The organism is Pseudoalteromonas sp. NSLLW24 (assembly GCF_015864725.1).
Taxonomy (GTDB): Bacteria; Pseudomonadota; Gammaproteobacteria; order Enterobacterales; family Alteromonadaceae; genus Pseudoalteromonas; species Pseudoalteromonas arctica.
Map to the genome: position 1 here is coordinate 59,074 of NZ_JADYWQ010000001.1, position 20,316 is coordinate 79,389.

Here is a 20,316-nt window from a genome sequence, read left to right on the forward strand (position 1 = left end):
ATATACTTAATGAAGGATTGAAAAATGACAACTGATCTACTTGCTCCGTTTAAATTAAATAACACGATTGAGCTTAAAAACCGCGTACTTATGGCGCCATTAACGCGTTGTATGGCTGACGATAACTTAGTGCCAACACAAGATATGGTTGAATATTATGCTCGCCGTGCCGAAACCGGTTTAATTATTAGTGAAGCAACTATTATTCGTCCAGATGGACAAGGTTACCCAAATACTCCGGGTTTATTTACCAGCGAGCAAATTCAAGGTTGGAAAAAAGTAACTGACGCTGTGCACGCTAATGGCGGCAAAATGTTTGCACAGCTATGGCATGTTGGCCGTGTTGCACACCCTCACTTTTTTGATGGCGATGTACTTGCTCCATCAGCAATTGGCGTTGAAGGCTCTGTCCCTCGTATGCGTGAGCTTACATACATCACACCAAAAGCAGCCACTACTGATGATATTAAAAGTCTAGTTGCTGATTTCGCAAAAGCTGCTGAAAACGCAATTGAAGCAGGCTTTGATGGGGTAGAGATTCACGGTGCTAACGGTTATTTAGTGGACCAATTTTTACATTACGCTGCAAATACACGTAGCGACGAATATGGTCAAACGCCTGAAAACATGTCGCGTTTTGCACTAGAAGTAACCGATGCGGTTATTGCTGCTGTAGGCAGTGATCGTACTGCACTTAGATTAACACCGGGTGCTTACTTTAATATGAGCGAAGATAGCCGCGATAAAGCGGTATTTGATTACTTATTAACAGAACTTGAAAGCAGAGAATTAGCGTACTTACACGGCGGTATTTTTGACGACAGCATGCGCTTTGACTCGCTTGAAGGCAAAAGCATCTCTGAATTTTTACGAGCAGGCTACAAAGGTACATTAGTAGGCGTAGGTAGTTATAGTTTTGAGTCAGCAAAAGAAGCTATTAACGATGCTAAGTTTGACTTAATCGCTATTGGTCGCCCACTTATTGCAAACCCAGATTACATTAGCAAAATTGCAAACGGTGAAGAGTTAGTACCATACAGCGATGAAATGCTTGCACAATTGAAATAAATTACTATTTGTAATAAGTTCTAGAAAATAATTAAGACACCCAAAGTTAAACCTTTGGGTGTCTTTTTTTGTACATATTTCCGCCATGAATCTTCCATATTTGTTTAATTTTTATGTAAATAAAGTTCATCCTGGTTGTCATATTTAAAATTCATACTGTCCGCGTTTTCATATTTCATAATTAAAATCAAACGGGACAACAATGTACGCTTTAAAAAACAAATCGCTTTTGAGCATGGCTATTGCCATGGCTGTATCAACATCTGTTCATGCTAACGACAACACCATAGAAGAAGTAACCGTGGTTGCTAAACCAACGAGCTACGCTAACAATGTTATTGAGCCTGCAATGCTTGAGCAACAAAGTTCGGTATCGAGCATATTATCAGTTATTGATAATTTACCAGGTATTAGCATAAACGAAGGTGATGCATTTGGTGGCGACGATTGGTCTACTACAATCACCATGCGTGGTTTTAGTATTGATGGAAACCAACAACAATTAGGTATGACCGTTGATGGCATTCCCAATGGTGGCTCTAATTATGGCGGTGGTGCTAAAGCTAACCGTTACCTAGATAGCGAAAACCTTGCAACGGTTGAAGTAGGTCAAGGTACGTCTGATATTAAATCGGCTTCACTTGAAGCGCTAGGCGGTACATTCAACTTTGTAAGTAAAGATCCAAGCCTTGAAAAGGGCACTACTTTTGCTTATACCTCAGGGAGTCACGATGCCACGCGTTATTACTTTAAACACGAAACAGGCACTGTTTTTGATAACACACAAGCGTACGTAAGTTACTCGCAAACAGATACAAGCCGCTGGATTGGTTCAGGCAGTAATGGCGGTAAAGACAACCAACACGCAGAGCTTAAGTTTGTATCTAATTTTGACGATTTAACGCTCACTGGTCGTTTATCTTACGACGATGTAAGCGAGACAAACTATAACAGCGTAAGCCTTGAGCAGTTTGAACAAACACCAGAGTGGGATCAGCTAACATGGAATTGGACGGGAGTTCCGCACTTTGACCAAATGTTTGCAGAAGGGTGGGGAACGCTTCGTGAAAATACCTTAGGCTATTTAAAATTTGAATACGCGATTTCGCCAACTTCATTATTAACCGTTAGCCCTTATTACCATAAAAATTCAGGTCGCGGCGATTGGATCCCACCTTACTTAACAACGCCTGTTGATGAAAATGGCGAACCAACAACCGAGGGCGGTACTAATGCAGGCTCTTATGGTTTTGCTGATAGTGAAGGCAATCCGCTTGCACCAAATGCCGATTGTACGCAAAGTTTGAGCTGGCCATGGGAGTCGGGTCCTGGTTTAAATCCTGCGTGTTACGATGCAACAGCAACGCCTGTTATGTCTTACCGCCATACGCATTACAACAAAGATCGTTTAGGTGTAACGGCAAATTACCAAGCTACATTTGGTGATCACGATATTGAAGCGGGCTTTTGGTATGAGCAAAGCGAACGTGATGAATCGCGTGATTGGCACAAAGTAATTGACGCGCGTATCTATCATCACTTTGATAGCACGCCTTACTGGACACAATACAAAAACACTTTTGATACCGATACATTCAAATGGTACCTACAAGACTCGATTAATTTTGGTGACTTAACATTAAATATTGGTGCAAAACAATATTTAGTTGAATTACAAAAGTACGACCACTTTGCTAACGAAAGATCAGATAAAGTAGATAGCGACTCAGACGTGTTATTTAGCGGGGGTGTATTGTATCAGCTAAATAACAGCACAGAATTATTTGCCAGTTACAGCGAGAATTTTTCAGCAATAAAAGACGGTGTACTTGAGCGAGACAGCTCAACGCTTACAAACATAGAGCCAGAAACTGCCGACAACATCGACTTTGGTGTACGTTATCAAGCTGACAGACTAACTCTTACAGCAACGGCTTACAGTGTTAAGTTTGATAACCGCATTACCTTTATTGCCCCTGGTAGTGGCACAGACGGCATTGATTACACGATTGGTACAAATGGCTCGTACGTAAATGTAGGGGGTATTGACTCAAATGGGCTCGAGCTTGCAGCAAGCTATATGCTAACACCAAGCTGGAGCGTGTACTCGTCGTATACGAATAGCAGTTCTGAGTATTCATCCGATGATCCAAATGCATACGATTCACAAGGCGTAATATTAAGAGATGAAAGTGGTAATGAGGTAGCACCAAGCTTTAGAAAAGGCGACAGCATAATAGATTCATCAGAGGATTTATTTGTGGTATCTACCGATTACTTTAGCGATGGCTTTCGTGTTGGTTTATCGGCTAAATACACCGGTGAGCGCTTAGGCGCATGGCAAGACGAAGACACTCGCACGCGCAATAAAGTAGACGCCTACACAGTACTTGATTTTAATGCAGGTTATTCAACTGACGTAGATGCCGGCCCGTTTAAAGCCATTGACGTATCGTTTGTTGTTTATAATGTTACTGACAAAAGCTACTTAGCAGGTGGTACCGGTAACGGCGCTACTTATTACATTGGTGCGCCTCGCACCGCAGCAGTTACATTTACCGCTGACTTTTAATTAGGTTTTAGTAATTGAATTAAAATAAAGCCCATCATTGGTGGGCTTTATTATATGAAAGGGCGCAAACGCGATGAAAACAATTATAAAAGTAACACTATTTAGCTTAAGTGTATTAGCGAGCAACTTTGCAACAGCAGCGCAAAATGTAGTGCTGATAACGCTTGATGGAGTACGCTGGCAAGAAGTATTTAATGGGGCTGATAATAGCTTAATTAATAATACTGATTTTGTTAAAAAGCCTGAGCAATTAAAGAGACAATTTTGGGCAAAAACAGCAAATGAGCGCCAGCAATTACTTATGCCTTTTTTAACGCAAGTAGTGGCTAAACAAGGCGTAATTATTGGCGATAGAGCTAACGGCTCTACTATGTCGGTAAGTAACCCGTGGTATTTTTCATACCCTGGTTATAACGAAATACTCACCGGTGAAGTTGACGAAAATATAAATAGTAACAACAAAGTGCTCAACCCAAATAAAACTATTTTAGAGCGTTTAGATAAGTTACCTGAGTTTAAAGATAGCACTGCCTTATTTGGTAGTTGGGATGTATTCCCATACATTGTAAATACTAAGCGCAGTAACGTGTATGTAAATGCAGGTTTTATGTCAATTGAAGAGAATTTATTCACCGATGCGCCGCTGTTAAATGCGCTACAAAATGAAATTCCCAGTCCTTGGTATAACGTACGACTAGATAGTTTTACATATCGCTTTGCTAAAGCGTATATGTTGGCTAAAAAGCCTAAGTTGTTAGTGATAAGTTTAGGCGAAACCGATGACTTTGCGCATGATGGACATTACGATCAATACCTTAAATCGGCAAGGCAAAGTGACGCCTTTATAAAAGACTTATGGGCAACTATTCAAACTACAGCGGGTTATAAAAATAACACCACACTAATTATTACTACTGATCACGGCCGTGGCAATAATGCCAACGATTGGCAACATCACAGCTCTAAACGTGCACTTGCTGAGCTAGAGTTAGGTGAAAATACCTACCCAGAAGGAATTGTTGGCTCTGAACATATTTGGCTTGCAGCCATTGGCCCCGCAATAAAAGGACGTGGCTTAATTAAAACTGAAAATGAGCTTAAACAAGCGCAAATAGCGGCTACCGTTTTAAAGGCTCTTGGGCAGAACCCAAATGAAATAAATTCAAATATGGCGCCTGCTATTAGCGATATTTTAAAATGAAGAACCTATTAAAACCATTAACCCTATCTGCCTTGGTGCTGAGTTTGGTTATTAGCGCGAGTGTTAATGCCGCACCATCTAAAATCCTATTTGGTTCGTGTGGGCATCAAGATAAAAACATACCCATATTTAATGCAATTAACAAAGAGCAGGGGGATTTGTTTATATTTTTGGGTGACAATATTTACGGCGATACCAACGATATGGATATACTTGCCGATAAATACCAACTTTTAGGGGCAAAGGCGGGTTTTAAAATCTTGAAAGAGCAAACGCCTATTATTGCTATGTGGGATGACCACGATTATGGCCAAAACGATGCAGGTAAAGAGTATCCGCATAAAGAGCAATCACGCCAAATTATGCTTAATTTTTGGGATGAACCTGTAAACTCAGCGCGTCGCACTCGTCCTGATGGAATTTATACCTCGTACATGTATGGTGAAAATGAGCAAACCATACAAGTAATAATGCCTGATTTACGTTGGAACCGTGATGCGCTAAACCATGTAGGTGAGCTTGAATACTACACTAAGCGTAAGTTAAATAACCAAGGCCCGTATAGTCCCAGTGAAGTAAAGGGCGCATCAATGCTAGGTGAAGCCCAGTGGCAATGGCTTGAACAAGAGCTTAAAAAGCCTGCTGCAATAAAATTGATTGCCTCAAGCTTACAGCTTTTACCCGATTTTACAGGTTGGGAGTCATGGGCAAACTTTCCTGAAGATAGAAACCGTTTATTTGCATTGATTAAAAAGCATAAGGTAAATGGGGTAGTGATCATCAGCGGCGATACGCACTGGGGTGAAATATCAAAGTATCAGCAAAACCTTGATTACCCATTAATTGAGATGACCAGCTCTGGCTTAACTGAAAAGTGGAAAGATGTAAGCCCTAACAAACACCGAGTAGGGAATTTTACTCATAACGTAAATTATGGTGATTTAAGCATAGACTGGCAGCAAATTGACCCCACTATTTCACTTAAATTAAAAGGCATTGATGGCGAAGTAATAATGCAAAGTGATTTTAGTTTATCAAGTATTAGCCCTTATAAATAAACTCACTACTACGCACAGTATATAAAATAGATGCTGTGCGTATAAAATCTGTAAGTTAGTTCTTAACTCTCTGATTTATTAAAGCCAATTACCCGTTTGCGCTACCCCTAATATTGAAAATATCTTACACTGGTTTTATCTCAAGCAAGGTCAGTGTTATATGCTAAATATTATTCAATCAAACCGGATGGAAGCCCTGCAAGCGCAGTTCCACCAGCTGTTAAAAGTAAACCCATTGCAAAGCCCGTTCGACAAAGAAGTAGTGCTAGTGCAATCGCCGGGTATGTCGCAGTGGTTAAAAATAGGTTTGAGCGAAAACTTAGGGGTTGCGGCGCAGGTAGATTTTCCGCTGCCGTCGAGCTTTATTTGGCAGTTGTATCAGCAATTACTGCCAAATGTCCCTAAAGAGTCGGCATTTAATAAGCCCAACCTTGCTTGGAAGCTGTTTGCCATTTTACCCATCTGTATTGATGAGCCGCTATATTTACCGCTAAAAACCTATTTAGAGGGCGATATTGACGGGCAAAAGACCTTTGCGCTGTGCGAAAAAATAGCCGATGTGTACGACCAATATTTAATGTACCGACCGCACTGGATAGCCACATGGGATAGCGGAAAAGATGAACTTGATGACGTGGATGTAACCATTGCCCCATGGCAACCTGACTTATGGCGACGCATTGTAAAACTAAGCCAAGAGCTTGGGCAAAGCCAATTTCATCGCGCTAATATGCAAGGGCAGTTACTTGCAGCACTTGAAACCATGGATAATAGCTTACTGCCACAACGCATTAGCTTATTTGGTATATCGGCGATTGCCAGTTCCCAGCTAGACGTATTTGAAGCGCTGAGTAAAAAAACCGAGGTTATATTATTCTTTTTTAACCCAAGTGAGCATTACTGGGGCGATATTATAGATGAAAAAACAGCAGCTAAAATAAGCGCTAAATACGCCAAAATGCCGCTGGTGGAAGCACAACAAAAAAAACAAACCAATCCAGATGAAGAATACTACTTTATTGGTAATCCGTTGTTATCGTCGTGGGGTAAATTAGGTCGCGACTATTTTGAACAACTTGTACAGTTAGATGCCCGTTGGATTGATGGTTTTATTGATGTGTTTGACGACACCTTACTAGGGCAAGTACAAAGCGAGATTTATCAGCTTGCGTTTAAAGGTGAATCGCTGACCGATAACAAAGAGTGGTTTATAAACGACGAAGGTAAATTACCAATCAGCGCAACCGACACCAGCATTACGCTAAGCGATTGCCATACTCCGCTCAGAGAAGTTGAGCGCTTGCACGACTACTTACTTAACTTATTTAATCAAAACCCAGCGCTTACCCCCAAAGACATAATCGTCATGATGCCCGATGTAGGCACTTACAGCCCTTACATTGAAGCCGTATTTGGCGGAGCACAAGGCAGCCGCTTTATTCCTTACGCATTGGCCGATTTAGCCATAGAGCAAGAAAAGCCCGTCCTTAGCTCATTTGCGAGTTTAGCTAACTTACCGTTTTCGCGCTTTGGTGTGTCGGATATTCTCGATTTATTACAAGTTACGCAAATAGCCGAAAAATTTGGGCTTGAAGCGCACGAATACGAGCAAATTCAATACTGGCTTGAACGTGTTGGGGTTAAATGGGGTATAAACGCAGCGCATAAAAGAAGCTTTGATTTACCAGCTATCGATTTAAATACCTGGCAACATGGGCTTAACCGTTTACTGCTTGGTATTGCTATGCGCGACGAACAATGCCCGTTTAACGGTATTTACAGCGCTGACGAAGTAGAAGGCATGGCGCTCGATACACTCAATAAGCTCGTGCACTTTATTGATGTACTGCAAAGCTTTAAAGAGCAGCTAACGCCCTACGATACGCTCACTAATAAAGCGCATATTTTAAGCGAGCTACTAAACGCTATATACGAAAGTGAAAGCGATGACAGCTGGGATTTATTAGTACTTCAAAACGTGCTCGAAGAATTACAAAAACACCACGACAACGGCGATTACAGCAAAGTGGTTTCGCAGCGTATTGTTAGTTACTTAGTTAAACAAGGCATTCAAGAAAAAGGCGTAGGGCAGCGATTCTTAGTTGGGCAAGTCAATTTTTGTACGCTTATGCCCATGCGCGCCGTACCATTTAAAGTGGTATGCATGCTGGGTTTAAACGATGCCGACTACCCACGTAACGTACAGCCCATTGGTTTTGACTTAGTGCCTTATTCTAAAAAGCAAAAAGGTGACCGATCACGTAAATTAGATGACCGCTACTTATTTTTAGAAGCGCTATTGAGTGCCCGCGACAACCTATACATGAGTTACATTGGTCGCTCGTGTTTTGATAACCAACCGCGCATGCCATCAACGCTTGTAAGTGAGCTGTTAGAATATATTGGGCGTAGTTTTGTATTAAACGAAAAGAGTGAAAAAACGCTGCCCGCATGTCTAATTAATCAGCAGCATTTACAGCCCTTTAATAGCCATTATTATTTAGCCGATGAGCAAGCTAATACTGTGCTGAGTAACCACAGTTACAATCCAATTTGGCTGCCAAGTGAGTCAATTAAACCACAGCCGGTTATTGCACTTGATGTGACTGTGCCAGAGCAGCTTGATCTAGACGTGTTTATTAGAAGTGTGTGCAGCGCACAAGAGAGCTTTTATCAACAAACACTAGGTTTACGCCTGCCACAATTTAACGAAGTAGCAAAAGACGAAGAACCATTTAGCCTAGATGCACTGCGCCGTTATTTTTACCTTGATGAAATACTTAAAGCCAATATAAACGAGCAACCACTGAGTACCGAGCAAATACTGCAGCGGGGTGAGTTACCTCAAGCCAATGTAGGCAGCCTCATATTTGAGAGTATGGAGCACCGAGTTGATACGCTTGCAGGGCAAGTAAAAGAGCACATTAAAGGCGGAAAAAGTGAGCCAATAGAAGTTTTGCTTACCATTGAAGGCACCAAAATAGAGGGCTGGCTCAATCATGTTTATTTGCAAAAACAAGTGTTTTATCGCAGCGCGAGTATTAAAGCGAAAGATTTAATTAAAGGCTTTATTTATCACCTCGCAGCGCAAAGTATGGGTCAACAAGTAGAAACATTGTTACTTGGGCTTGATAAGCAAATTACCTTTGCGCCAATTAATAAAGCTGATGCCGATGCACTATTAGCTGATTGGTTTGAGTTATACAAAGCGCTGCGCGCAGAGCCAGTGCCATTTTTTCCGGTAAGTGGTTATGAATACGTTAAAAGCGGCGGCGATATAACAAAAGCAATGAGCAAATTTAGCCCGCAATACATAGGGCGAGGCGAGGGCGAAAACCCGTATATTCGCTTAACGGTGCAATCGCTAAACGACTGCCAAGAAGAATTTATAAAATGGAGTGATAAATTGCTCACGCCTTTATTTGAACACGCAAAGGAGAGTGACCATGCAAGCGCTTAATCCTCTTACTATGCCGCTCATTGGTCAAAGTTTAATAGAAGCCAGTGCGGGTACTGGTAAAACTTATACAATTACGGGGCTGTATTTACGTTACTTACTAGGTATGCAAATAGAAGGTGAGTTAAATACGCCGCTCAGTGTTGAGCAAATTTTGGTAGTAACCTTTACCGACGCCGCCACCCAAGAAATTAAAGACCGCGTACGCAGCCGAATTATTGCTGCGCGCGACGCATTGCTTGGGCAAGACCCAAATGACGAACTCATTGAAGGCGTAATTGCCAAAATTGATGATAAGCACCGCGCGTTTGATTTACTCGATGCAGCTGCTAAATCAATGGACGAAGCCGCTATTTTTACCATTCATGGCTTTTGTCAGCGGATGCTAAAACAACATGCGTTTGAGTCGGGTGTGGCGTTTAATCTCGAATTTATTTTAGATGAGCGCGACATACTGCTCGAAACCATTAAAGATTTTTGGCGTGCGTTTGTATACCCACTTAACAAAGAGCGCACCGATGCTATTTTAGATGTATTTGCCGCACCAGAGGCTTTATTCGCTCAAGTGGCGAGCATTTTAAATAAAGCCAATGCGCACATTACACCACAAATAAAATTAGACGATGTGTGGAAAGCCCGCGACGAGTACATAACCTGTGTACCCGCATTTAAAAAAGCGGTATTAGAGCAAGAGTTTATAGGTGCTATTAAAGGCTCGGGTTTAAGCGGGTCTAAAACGCCAGCACGAAAAGGCAGCCTTAGTGCGCTTGAGACATTTTGTTTAGGCGGCGATTTGTTTTTTGAATTTGGCACTAGCAAGTATTCGTTTGAAGTGTGGAGTACAGAAAACCTAAGCGATGCAGGCAATTATAAAAAAAATCAGCCATTATTTGTGCATCCATTACTGAGTCAGTTTGACGAGCTTGCCGCACTTAATAACACCATAAACCAAGGGCTCAAAATAGCGGTTATACAACATGCAGCACGCTGGGTAAAAGCCGCAATAGTTAAGCGCAAGCAAGAGCAAAGTGTGATCACCCCCGATGACTTATTGACCAATTTACACAGTGCGCTTAATAACGAGCAAGGCGACGTACTAGCGCAAAAAATTGCGCAGTTGTTTCCGGTTGCCATGATTGATGAATTCCAAGATACCGATCCGATTCAGTACGGTATTTTTAGTAAAATTTATGGGCAACAAAATACCACGCTTGCCATGATAGGCGACCCCAAGCAGGCTATTTATGGCTTTAGGGGCGCGGATATTTTTACGTATATTGGCGCAAAAGAAGCTGTACAGACTGATCAGCAATTTACGCTGGGTACTAACTTTCGCTCAAGCACCGATATAGTAAATAGCGTTAATAGTTTATTTGGCAAACACGCTAACAGCTTTATTTATAACGACGCCATACCGTTTAACGCAGTGGCTGCGAAAGGTAAAAAAGCGGAAGACTCTTTTTTAATTGATGGCAAACCCGCGACCGCATTCGAATTTAATGTATTTGTGGATGAAGTCGCAGACGAAAAAAACAAACCAACCAACAAAGGTGTAGGGCAAGCACATTTAGCCACTCACTTTGCTAATAAAATAGTGACCCTGCTTGAAAAAGCAAAACAGGGGGACGCGTGCATTGGCAGTAACCCTGTAAGCGCTGCCGATATTTGTATATTAGTGCGCGACCGTGTTGAAGCGCAAATAATGAAAAAAGCGCTTAGCGAAGCCAAAATAGCCAGCGTGTATTTATCGCGCGAAAGCGTTTTTAGCCAAGAGCTTAGCCATCACCTACTTAACTTTTTAACAGCGCTGCATGGACAATATGATGAGTCACTGCTGCGCGGTGTTTTAGCTGGTCCATTATTTTGTTTAAGTTATAACGAAATACACGCACTCGCTGATGATGAAAATAAATGGCAAGAGCATTTAAACTTTTTTGCACAGCTTAGCCACATTTGGAACAAGCAAGGTGCTATGGCCATGCTTGAGCGCTTAATGAGCCATAACCAGCTTAGCGCTAAATGGCAAGGTTTAGGGTATAACGTTGAGCGTTGGCTGACAGATTTTAGGCATTTGGGCGAAATACTTCAGCAAAAACAAATAGAGCTTGAAGGCACGCTGCGTTTGCTGCGCTGGTTTGCACAAAAGGTAAGCCAACAAGACGGTGAAACAGTACAAGTGCGCCTAGAAAGTGACGCCAACTTAGTTAAGATTGTCACTATGCATGCCTCAAAAGGGCTTGAATATCCACTGGTATTTATGCCGTTTGCCAGTGGCTATCGCGAAACAAAAGAAGCGCTTTATCATAATAATGGCAAGCTAGTTTACGATTTAAGTAAAGACGAAGATGCCCTGCAAAAAGCAGAGCAAGAACGCTTAGCTGAAGATTTACGCCTGCTTTATGTAGCGCTTACTCGCGCCGTACATTTTTGTGCGCTTGGTGTTTATAACATTGGGCAAGGACAAAGTAGCCGCTTGGCTATGCAAAGTAGTGCACTTGGGCATGTTTTATTTGCAGGGCTTGAGCTTGCCAGTAGCCAAACATGGCGCACGCATTTAAGTGAGTTTTGCGACGCTAATAGCGCGATGAGCTATCAGCAATTTACCTCGCAAACGTTATTAGAGCAGGGCACGCTTTGTTTTAGTAATAGTAAAATTGCGCAGCAAACATTAAGTGTTAATAGAGTAACGGCAAATATTGAGCGTAACTGGCGAGCAACCAGCTTTAGTGCGTTAAGCTTTAAAAAGCATAGCGACCAATTAGCCCCAGGGCGAAGTGATGAAGATCACGAAAAAGACGAGTTTGCAGTGCAAGAGGACGAGCTGCCATCACCTTATAGTTTTCCTAAAGGGCCAAAGCCAGGTAGCTGTTTGCACGAAATATTTGAACAAATAGATTTTATTAGCCCGATAGTTCACCCAACTAATTCCGAGCAAAACTTATCTGAGGTAGTTAAGCGCAGCCTTGAAAAGTACCACATAGGTGAGCAATGGCGAGAAGTGGCTGAAAAATGGGTACTCGATGTTCTTGCGTGCCCCCTAGATAAAAGCTCTCTAGAAAATAGCCTTCTTTCATTAGGTGTGCTTACACCCAATGATTGCCTAGTCGAAATGGAATTTAATTTACCCCTTGAGAGCTTAAGTGCACCTAAGCTAAACGAAATGCTGGTTAAACATTTTGGCTTTACGCAAAGTAAGCTTGAATTTTCACAAGTAAAAGGCTTGTTAAAAGGCTTTGTCGATTTAATATTTTGCTATCAAGGCAAATATTATATTTTAGATTATAAGTCTAATTACTTAGGCAGTACGCCAAGTGATTACGAAGGCGATATGCTTGAGCAAGCAATGAGCAGTCATCAGTATCATTTACAGTATTTAATCTACACGGTAGCGCTGCATCGTTTATTAAAACAACGTATAGCTGATTACTCGATAGAAACCCATTTAGGCGGCGTGTATTACACGTTTTTACGTGGAATGCCTACAGGGCAAGGCGTGTACTTTAAAAAGCTAACTGAAGAACAAGTGATTATTTTAGATGGCTTATTTAGCCAAGGAGCCATGCTATGAGCGATTTAAATGAGCAACCTGGCTTGTTTGACGATATAGACGAGACACTTAATAATGAAGCCGCAGAGCCTCTTACTTCAAAAAATGTAGCGCAAGATGCCCCATTAGAGGACATTGTGTTAAATAATGCGATTACAGAGGTCCCGTTACTTGAGTATTTATTAGCGCAAAACCGACTGCGTGTAGTTGATGTGAAGCTCGCAGAATTACTGTGTGCTAATGACATTGAGCAAACTCACAATGAACTATTTTATATTATTTTATTGCTGTGCTTATCGCAGCAAAGCCAGCATAGCTGCCTAACCTTAAATGAGGTTGACTGGAGCAATCCTTTTAACTTGCGCAAAAGTGACTTTAATAAACTCGATGGCAATGTACCCAGTACGCTAAGCCCGTTTAGTGATGATTTTAATGTACACACAGCGCTTAGTTATTTACAAAATCATGAAAGCGTAGGCGAAAATAAACCACTGCAACTGTTTAACGAGCGACTTTATTTTGCGCGCCTTGCCGGTTATGAGCAAACACTCGCAGATAGATTACTAAGCATGAGGGAGCGAAAGCTCAATATTAATAATGAAGTATTGGCTGAACTTTTAAATACCTATTTTCCTGCTGATTCAACAATTGAAACTGATTGGCAAAAAGTGGCGTGTGCGATTGCGGCCACCAAAGGCTTTAGTGTGATCACGGGTGGCCCAGGTACAGGTAAAACTACCACAGTGACTAAGTTGCTGGCTATTTTGCAGTCACTTTATGAAACAGCACCCCTTAGTATTAAGCTGGTGGCCCCTACAGGTAAAGCCGCTGCACGTTTAAGTGAGTCTATTTTGGGCGCTAAAAATAAGCTCACAACGATTCCTGATGATATAAAAGCGCTGATCCCGCAAAGCGCTCAAACGATTCATCGCTTATTGGGCGTAAAACCGTTTACTAATAAATTTAGACATAACAAAAGTAATCCGCTGCATTTAGATGTACTAATTATTGATGAAGCCAGTATGGTCGATTTATCGCTGATGGCTAAATTAATAGAAGCACTTCCTGCGCACGCGCGATTAATACTCCTAGGTGACAAAGATCAGCTTGCCTCGGTAGATACCGGCAGTGTAATGAGCGATTTATGCCAAGGTTTAACACTTGGGCAAACGCCACGCTACTCGCAAGCACGTTGTGATGAGCTAAATAGTTTATGTTTTAATAATAAACCTAAACTCGTATCGCAAAGCGTGAGTGAATTTAAACTTGCAGATTGCATTGCCTTTTTACAGCACAGTTATCGATTTGACGCACAAAGCGGTATTGGTCAACTCGCACTTGCGGTAAACACCAATAACACCGGTATTTTAAATTACGTAGAGCAAGAAAGTACTGAAGGGCGTTTTAACGATGTAATTTTAGATTACGACTTTGTAGCAAAACCGATTGAAAAGCTCGTTAAAAGTGCAGCAAGTCATTATGCAAAGTATCTTAACTTAATAGCTCAAGGTGCAAGTGTTGCACAGGTGCATGCTGCTTTTGCTAGTTATCAGCTTTTAGCTGCGGTACGAGAGGGCGATTACGGCGTTCATAGCTTAAATCAGCGAATAGAGCGCGTATTGCAACAGCAAGGTTTAATTACCGTAAGCCCTAATACTCATCACTATACGGGTATGCCTATTATGGTGAGCCAAAACGATTACCAGCTTAAGTTATTTAACGGCGATATTGGTATTTTAATGCCCGATGAAAGTAATCAGCTCAAAGCCATATTTATTGATGAGCAAGGTAATCAACGAGCATTTTCGCCAGCACGACTCCCTGCGCACGATAAAGTCTATGTAATGACTATTCATAAATCACAAGGTTCAGAGTTTAGCTACACAGCCATGGTACTGCCACCGCTAAAACAAGCGCGCATGGGTATTAACAGGCAATTAGTGTATACGGGAATAACCCGCGCTAAAAATAAGTTTGAGCTGGTGGCTGACGAAAAAGTACTGCAATTAGCAATGAATAAAAGCGTATCGAGAGCGTCTGGATTGTATGAAAGATTAAAGTTTGAGAATTAAAGGTTCTGCTGGGACATAGAAGTTATTTTATTGATGTATCCACATATTTGTAGATACCAGTGTTTATGTATTGGCTATTTTAAAACTTTCTGAATCTAGTAATTAAAGCTCTTATTATTTATCGCGTTATAAATGATATCTTCTATAATAAAATTAATTTCATTTCATATCGAATGTATTAGTAGGGATATTAATGTTTTTTTCTAAAAATAAACAAAACGAAATAGCTTCTCTAAAAGCTGAACTTTACCCATTACAACAAGTATGGGAAGGGCTTTACCGAGAGATGTTAGTACTAAACATTCTTTATGATGGCCGAATTTCGCACGCCAATGATAAGTTTTTAGAAAACCTAGGCTACAGTGAAGATGATCTAACTAATAATTCTTTTGACGATTTTATTACAGATTCGTCTCGCCAATCTTCAGAATTTAAAAGCCTACAGCAAGCTATAAAAAAAGAAGGGCATTGGGGCGGTGCATTACAAGTTATGCGCAGCGATGGCAAAGCTGAATGGTTACGTTTAATAGTACATCCTGTAAAAGGGGAGCAAGATCAGTTGCTCTATTTTTCTATATTCGGGAGTGTGCTTACAAAAACAATTACGGCTTCTCGCGAGCAAAGCGACACTATTAAAGCGATATATCGCTCTATGGCGGTAATTGAATTTGATTTAGAGGGCCATGTGTTAAAAGCAAATGATCAGTTTTTAGCTGCAATGGGTTATCAAGAAAGTGAATTAATAGGAAAGCACCATCGCACATTTTGTGAGGCTTCAGAGTACAACTCCCAAGAATATCTGCAATTTTGGGCTAAATTAAGAGAAGGTAAGTTTATTGCTGAGCGCTTTAAGCGCGTAGATAAACATGGCAACATTGTTTGGCTAGAAGCGTCATATAACCCAATCTCAAATGACGCGAATGAGCTTTATAAAGTAATGAAGTTTGCAACTGTTATCACTGATCAAGTAAATCAAGAAATTGCGATATCACAAGCTGCCGAAATTGCTTATAGCACCTCAACCCAAACTGATAAAAAAGCAGAGCAAGGCGCGAGCGTTATACAAGATACAGTCGCAGTAATGACTGAGCTGGCTATTAACATGGAGCAAGCTGCAAATGAAATTTCAGCGCTTGATCAGCAGTCGCAACAAATATCGAGTATTGTACAAAGCATTAGTAGTATTGCTGAGCAAACAAATTTATTAGCATTAAATGCCGCAATTGAAGCGGCAAGAGCTGGCGAGCAGGGGCGAGGCTTTGCTGTGGTTGCAGACGAGGTTCGATTGCTTGCATCGCGTACCTCAAAAGCAACAGAAGAAATTGTAGAAGTTGTACAGCGCAACCAATCACAAACCCAAAATACGGTGGCTGTAATAGAAAAAGGTAAAGAGAAGGCAGAGCAAGGCTTGGCGTTATCTAAAGAATCTGGTGAAGTGATGCAAGAGATCCAACAAGGTGCACAAGAAGTTGTAAATGCGATTGGACAATTTACCAGTGAACTTAAAGCTAACGGTTAGATTAGCTTCGTCCTTATTCTAAAGCGGGCACTTTCAATGGTATCCGCTTTAATCTTACTACCCTCAATATACCCCATGAAACCCATCTAATAATTTCGAATTTAACAACTATACCTCTATTAACTCATTAATCAGTATGAAATAAGTTTCTTCTCTTCTCTAAATGATAATAAATTGTTGCATTTTTGTTCGTTGTTCCTAATACTAGAGTCTGTTGATCTTTCAAGGTTAAATTTGCAGCAGTCTGTTTGGTATTTAGGCAAGTCAGAGCCTAAGTAGTGTGGTTGTTCCCCATAAATAGGCGATAACGTAGCATTAATGCCAAACAGACGCTGCCCAAAGGGTACTTCCTAGAGGCTATTTACTCTTTGTTGCTCGGTTTTTACTTATTCTTACATGGATGTAAGCCAGTAGAGTAACGCAGGAGCAGTTACCGAGCCCACTAGGTTACAAATCTCGCGCCGTGATTAAATAGCCTCTAGTTTGAACAAATTTTAATCCGCAAAGAACAACAGACCCTAGTGAACACCTAAGCTGACAAGCTTATGTAAACCAACATGAATACCTTAAATGATAATAAAATATTAAGTACACAACATTAAGGAATTGTATGAACAACACAAAGCGCACACACAAATTAATTAAGCCAAACCACCTAATTGGTGCGGGGTTAGCTATGTTAATGAGCTTTTCTGCAGCGAGTAAAGACTACAAAATTATATTAATTCATGGCTTACAAACTTCGCAAATAACAAATAAGTCGGGTAGTGATGTAATCAATGATGGTGAAACATATTGGCAATCGTACTGGAATAATCGTGCAGATGAGCGAATTGATTGGCCTGCTTATGAACGTATTGAAGGTAAAATTGCTACCGATTGGGTGTGGCCAAAGCTAAAGCAAATTTCACGCTCTAATTTATGCAGTGATGGCTGTGTATTTGTAACACATTCAACAGGAGACTTAGTTGCACGCCATATTATTGATAATCAAGAAAACTGGTTAGAAAACGAAGGCTTAGAGCCGCTTAATATTGTTGCTACGTTTGATTTAGCAGGCGCGGGTGGTGGAAGTGAGCTGGCTGACGTAGCTGTTAGTGCTTTAACTGGCGCATCATGGAACTTTGCGGTCGATGCAGCACTCAAATGGTGGCTAGGAAGTGATGTAACCGAGGCCGTTGGTGTATTACACGATTTAAAAGTGAATAATGCACGTAAAATATCTCCATTTCCTGATGCACGTACACCTCGTTTACGCTTTGTTGCCGATGGAAATGCATATTTGGGTTTAACGGGTGGTTTTTTAAAAGGCAATGATGATTCGGTTGTTGCATCGCACTCTTCATGTGGTGCCAGTTCGGCTGGCTCGTTTGGAAGTTGTAGCAGCAGTATTGATACAAATGGCCATTTAAAATCGCAAGGTGATGCAGTAAGTAGCTTTATGCCAAACCATTATCCAATGATGATGAGTGACAGTTATAGCCATAACGAAATACATAACGCGCAGCGAAAAGGTAATGTAACAATAGCCATGAATAACGTAAATGTGGAAGGTGACACTGTAGGTTTTGATACGTTTGATAAAACTACAGGTAGTTGGTTTTGGAAAAAACAATATCGTTATATTAAGGATTCAAATAATTTAAGCGCATCAGCACTTATTTATAATGTGATTCCATAACATACAAGGCGTGTAGTTAAAAACTATACGCCTTATAAAAGATTGAAATATAAAAATGAAAAAATTTTATGTCGTTGCTTTAATTATTAGCACTATTTTATTCTCGCTATGGTTTACAGGTAAAAATGATGCTCATAAAATTGCTGAGCCAATAACACCTCAGGTTAAACACAGTGCGAGCGTAGCTGATTTATCGCCTGTAAAAGTGATCCCTATAGATGTACCTACGGCAAAAAAAATACAATCAAAAAAACAAATCGCGTTTAATGAAGACTTAACAAAAGCAGCGCAGCAAGTGGTTATGCAATATGAAAGTGCACTTAAATTTCCTCCTTATTCTCAGCCATTGAGTCCATTAGATGAAGATCGATTAAAGCCAAATCAATTCTACCCGGTATCGAGCCCTATTGATGAAAGTGGCGATGCTTTAACGTTAAGTCTTAAGCAATACCGTTTTGTATACCCAGAAGAAATAACAATAAAGATAAGCGCTCAAGGGCTTGGAAAAGTGGTTGTTGAGCTTGCAAATACAGATACAAAAGAAGTGTTAAATACCCATACAGGCAATGCGCGTGACGGTGAAGCAATTATTACATTTGAAGAGGATGAAGATTATCCTCGTAGCTTACAAGTGTTTGTAGAGGGTGATGTTGCCGGTAAAAAAGTTCCAGTGGTTGCGCAAATTCAATATATGCCGCCTAGTGCAACTTTAACAGGTTTTGAAACTGCTTATGCACAAAACGAAAACATGATTTTGCCAGCTAACATAGCGGTAGTAAAAAGTGGTTTGTATCGTGTTAGGGCTAATTTATACAGTGGCGATACACCACTTGCTCATTTAGTATCTAAAGAGCGGTTAACGAAGGGAAGCCAAACTCTTAATTTGAAAGCTCATTGGTCCGTGTTACCACAAGGCATTACAGATATGCGCTTAAGCGACTTTGTTATTGAGAGAATGTCGCCAAGCCCAGGTGAGCGAAACAGCTTTGGGAATAGTGAAATAAGTCATTTTGATATTAACGATTTTTCGTACGATAGCTTGCAGCAATTACCATATCAGGCTAATGCACAAGAAAAGTTAAGTTTGGAATTTTTACAAGGTTTAGCTGAGAGTTAAAAATAGAACGCAGTGCTGAATTGGTAAATTTAAGGGGGTTGTACATAAATACAACCCCCTTAAATTTGTTAGCTTAGATATGTTAGCTTAGATTTATAGTAACTACATTTGGCGCTTCTTGTTCATCAAGCTCATTAGTAACAGGCACTTTAGGAATGTCTGGTTTATCAAGGGCTATGTCGCCACCATCAATTACTTCACCTGTTTGTAAGTTTTTAAAATCAAACAAGTCGGCATCAGCTAAATGTGAAGGCACTATATTTTGCATTGCTGTAAAAATGCTTTCAATACGACCCGGGTGCTCCGCATCCCATTTAGCGAGCATTGTTTTTGTATGTTTACGCTGTAAGTTTTCTTGCGAGCCACATAGGTTACACGGAATGATAGGGTAACCTTGTACAAATGCATATTGGCTTATGTCGCTTTCTTTACAGTATGCAAGTGGGCGAATAACCATATGCTCGCCGTTATCACTCATTAATTTAGCCGGCATACTTTTTAGCTTCCCGCCGTAAAACATATTTAAAAACAATGTTTCAATCATGTCGTCACGGTGATGACCAAGGGCTATTTTAGTAGCGCCTAGCTCTTTTGCTGTGCGGTATAAAATACCACGACGTAAGCGTGAGCAAAGTGAGCACGTTGTTTTACCTTCAGGGATAATATCGGTAACAATACTGTAGGTATCTTCTTCTACAATTTTGTATTCAACATTTAATTTATCAAGATACTGGGGTAAAACATGCTCAGGAAAATCAGGTTGTTTTTGATCAAGATTTACAACAACTAGGTCAAACTTTATAGGTGCTACACGTTTTAAATGTTGAAGCATTTCAAGCATTGTGTAGCTATCTTTGCCGCCAGAAAGGCATACCATTATACGGTCACCTTCTTCAATCATATTGAAGTCCATAACGGCTTGGCCAGTTTGGCGACGTAAACGCTTTTGCAGCTTATTTAAGTTAAATTGAGCTTTAGCTTGATCTGAGTGTGACAATTACGCCCCCTAGTAAAACAATACAGC

Annotated in this window: 11 protein-coding genes; 10 read left to right on the top strand and 1 reads right to left on the bottom strand. The window is 40.7% G+C overall.

Annotated elements, in window-relative coordinates; translation table 11 throughout:
* Positions 1-24: 24 nt before the first annotated feature.
* From I6E72_RS00265 to I6E72_RS00310, 10 genes are all read left to right on the top strand, one after another.
* Positions 25-1,068, top strand: a complete 1,044-nt coding sequence (locus I6E72_RS00265) for an alkene reductase (protein WP_007585611.1) — start codon at positions 25-27, stop codon at positions 1,066-1,068.
* Positions 1,069-1,270: 202 nt separating this feature from the next.
* Positions 1,271-3,640, top strand: a complete 2,370-nt coding sequence (locus tag I6E72_RS00270) for a TonB-dependent receptor domain-containing protein (protein WP_197110741.1) — start codon at positions 1,271-1,273, stop codon at positions 3,638-3,640.
* A 73-nt stretch (positions 3,641-3,713) separates the two neighbouring features.
* The gene (locus I6E72_RS00275; protein WP_197110742.1) at positions 3,714-4,841 is read left to right on the top strand and encodes an alkaline phosphatase family protein; all 1,128 of its coding nucleotides are present in this window, start codon (positions 3,714-3,716) and stop codon (positions 4,839-4,841) included.
* A complete protein-coding gene (locus I6E72_RS00280) occupies positions 4,838-5,899 on the top strand; it encodes an alkaline phosphatase D family protein (RefSeq protein ID WP_197110743.1) in 1,062 nt (353 codons plus the stop codon). Before I6E72_RS00275 ends, I6E72_RS00280 begins: the two co-directional genes overlap by 4 nt.
* Positions 5,900-6,059: 160 nt before the next feature.
* Positions 6,060-9,359: an exodeoxyribonuclease V subunit gamma gene (gene recC / locus I6E72_RS00285; protein ID WP_197110744.1), complete on the top strand. Its 3,300-nt coding sequence runs from the start codon at positions 6,060-6,062 to the stop codon at positions 9,357-9,359.
* A complete protein-coding gene (recB, locus tag I6E72_RS00290) occupies positions 9,346-12,924 on the top strand; it encodes an exodeoxyribonuclease V subunit beta (RefSeq protein ID WP_197110745.1) in 3,579 nt (1,192 codons plus the stop codon). The genes recC and recB overlap by 14 nt, the downstream gene beginning before the upstream one ends.
* Entirely contained in the window at positions 12,921-14,975 is a 2,055-nt protein-coding gene (recD, locus tag I6E72_RS00295) for an exodeoxyribonuclease V subunit alpha (RefSeq protein WP_197110746.1), read from the top strand. The genes recB and recD overlap by 4 nt, the downstream gene beginning before the upstream one ends.
* A gap of 193 nt (positions 14,976-15,168) precedes the next feature.
* The gene (locus I6E72_RS00300; RefSeq protein ID WP_197110747.1) at positions 15,169-16,494 is read left to right on the top strand and encodes a methyl-accepting chemotaxis protein; all 1,326 of its coding nucleotides are present in this window, start codon (positions 15,169-15,171) and stop codon (positions 16,492-16,494) included.
* A 610-nt stretch (positions 16,495-17,104) separates the two neighbouring features.
* Positions 17,105-18,175, top strand: a complete 1,071-nt coding sequence (locus tag I6E72_RS00305; protein WP_197110748.1) for a hypothetical protein — start codon at positions 17,105-17,107, stop codon at positions 18,173-18,175.
* 55 nt (positions 18,176-18,230) lie between these two features.
* On the top strand, positions 18,231-19,292 hold the full coding sequence (locus tag I6E72_RS00310) for a hypothetical protein (protein WP_197110749.1): 1,062 nt from the start codon (positions 18,231-18,233) through the stop codon (positions 19,290-19,292).
* Positions 19,293-19,374: 82 nt separating this feature from the next.
* Here I6E72_RS00310 and ttcA read toward each other — a convergent pair whose 3' ends face one another.
* Positions 19,375-20,289, bottom strand: a complete 915-nt coding sequence (gene ttcA, locus I6E72_RS00315) for a tRNA 2-thiocytidine(32) synthetase TtcA (RefSeq protein WP_197110750.1) — start codon at positions 20,287-20,289, stop codon at positions 19,375-19,377.
* Between the last annotated feature and the right edge of the window lie 27 nt (positions 20,290-20,316).

Excerpts from the sequence above, each read along its gene's own strand:
- I6E72_RS00265 (WP_007585611.1), top strand. The coding sequence starts at position 25 with ATGACAACTGATCTACTTGCTCCGTTTAAATTAAATAACACGATTGAG.
- I6E72_RS00270 (WP_197110741.1), top strand. The coding sequence starts at position 1,271 with ATGTACGCTTTAAAAAACAAATCGCTTTTGAGCATGGCTATTGCCATG.
- I6E72_RS00275 (WP_197110742.1), top strand. The coding sequence starts at position 3,714 with ATGAAAACAATTATAAAAGTAACACTATTTAGCTTAAGTGTATTAGCG.
- I6E72_RS00280 (WP_197110743.1), top strand. The coding sequence starts at position 4,838 with ATGAAGAACCTATTAAAACCATTAACCCTATCTGCCTTGGTGCTGAGT.
- recC (WP_197110744.1), top strand. The coding sequence starts at position 6,060 with ATGCTAAATATTATTCAATCAAACCGGATGGAAGCCCTGCAAGCGCAG.
- recB (WP_197110745.1), top strand. The coding sequence starts at position 9,346 with ATGCAAGCGCTTAATCCTCTTACTATGCCGCTCATTGGTCAAAGTTTA.
- recD (WP_197110746.1), top strand. The coding sequence starts at position 12,921 with ATGAGCGATTTAAATGAGCAACCTGGCTTGTTTGACGATATAGACGAG.
- I6E72_RS00300 (WP_197110747.1), top strand. The coding sequence starts at position 15,169 with ATGTTTTTTTCTAAAAATAAACAAAACGAAATAGCTTCTCTAAAAGCT.
- I6E72_RS00305 (WP_197110748.1), top strand. The coding sequence starts at position 17,105 with ATGAACAACACAAAGCGCACACACAAATTAATTAAGCCAAACCACCTA.
- I6E72_RS00310 (WP_197110749.1), top strand. The coding sequence starts at position 18,231 with ATGAAAAAATTTTATGTCGTTGCTTTAATTATTAGCACTATTTTATTC.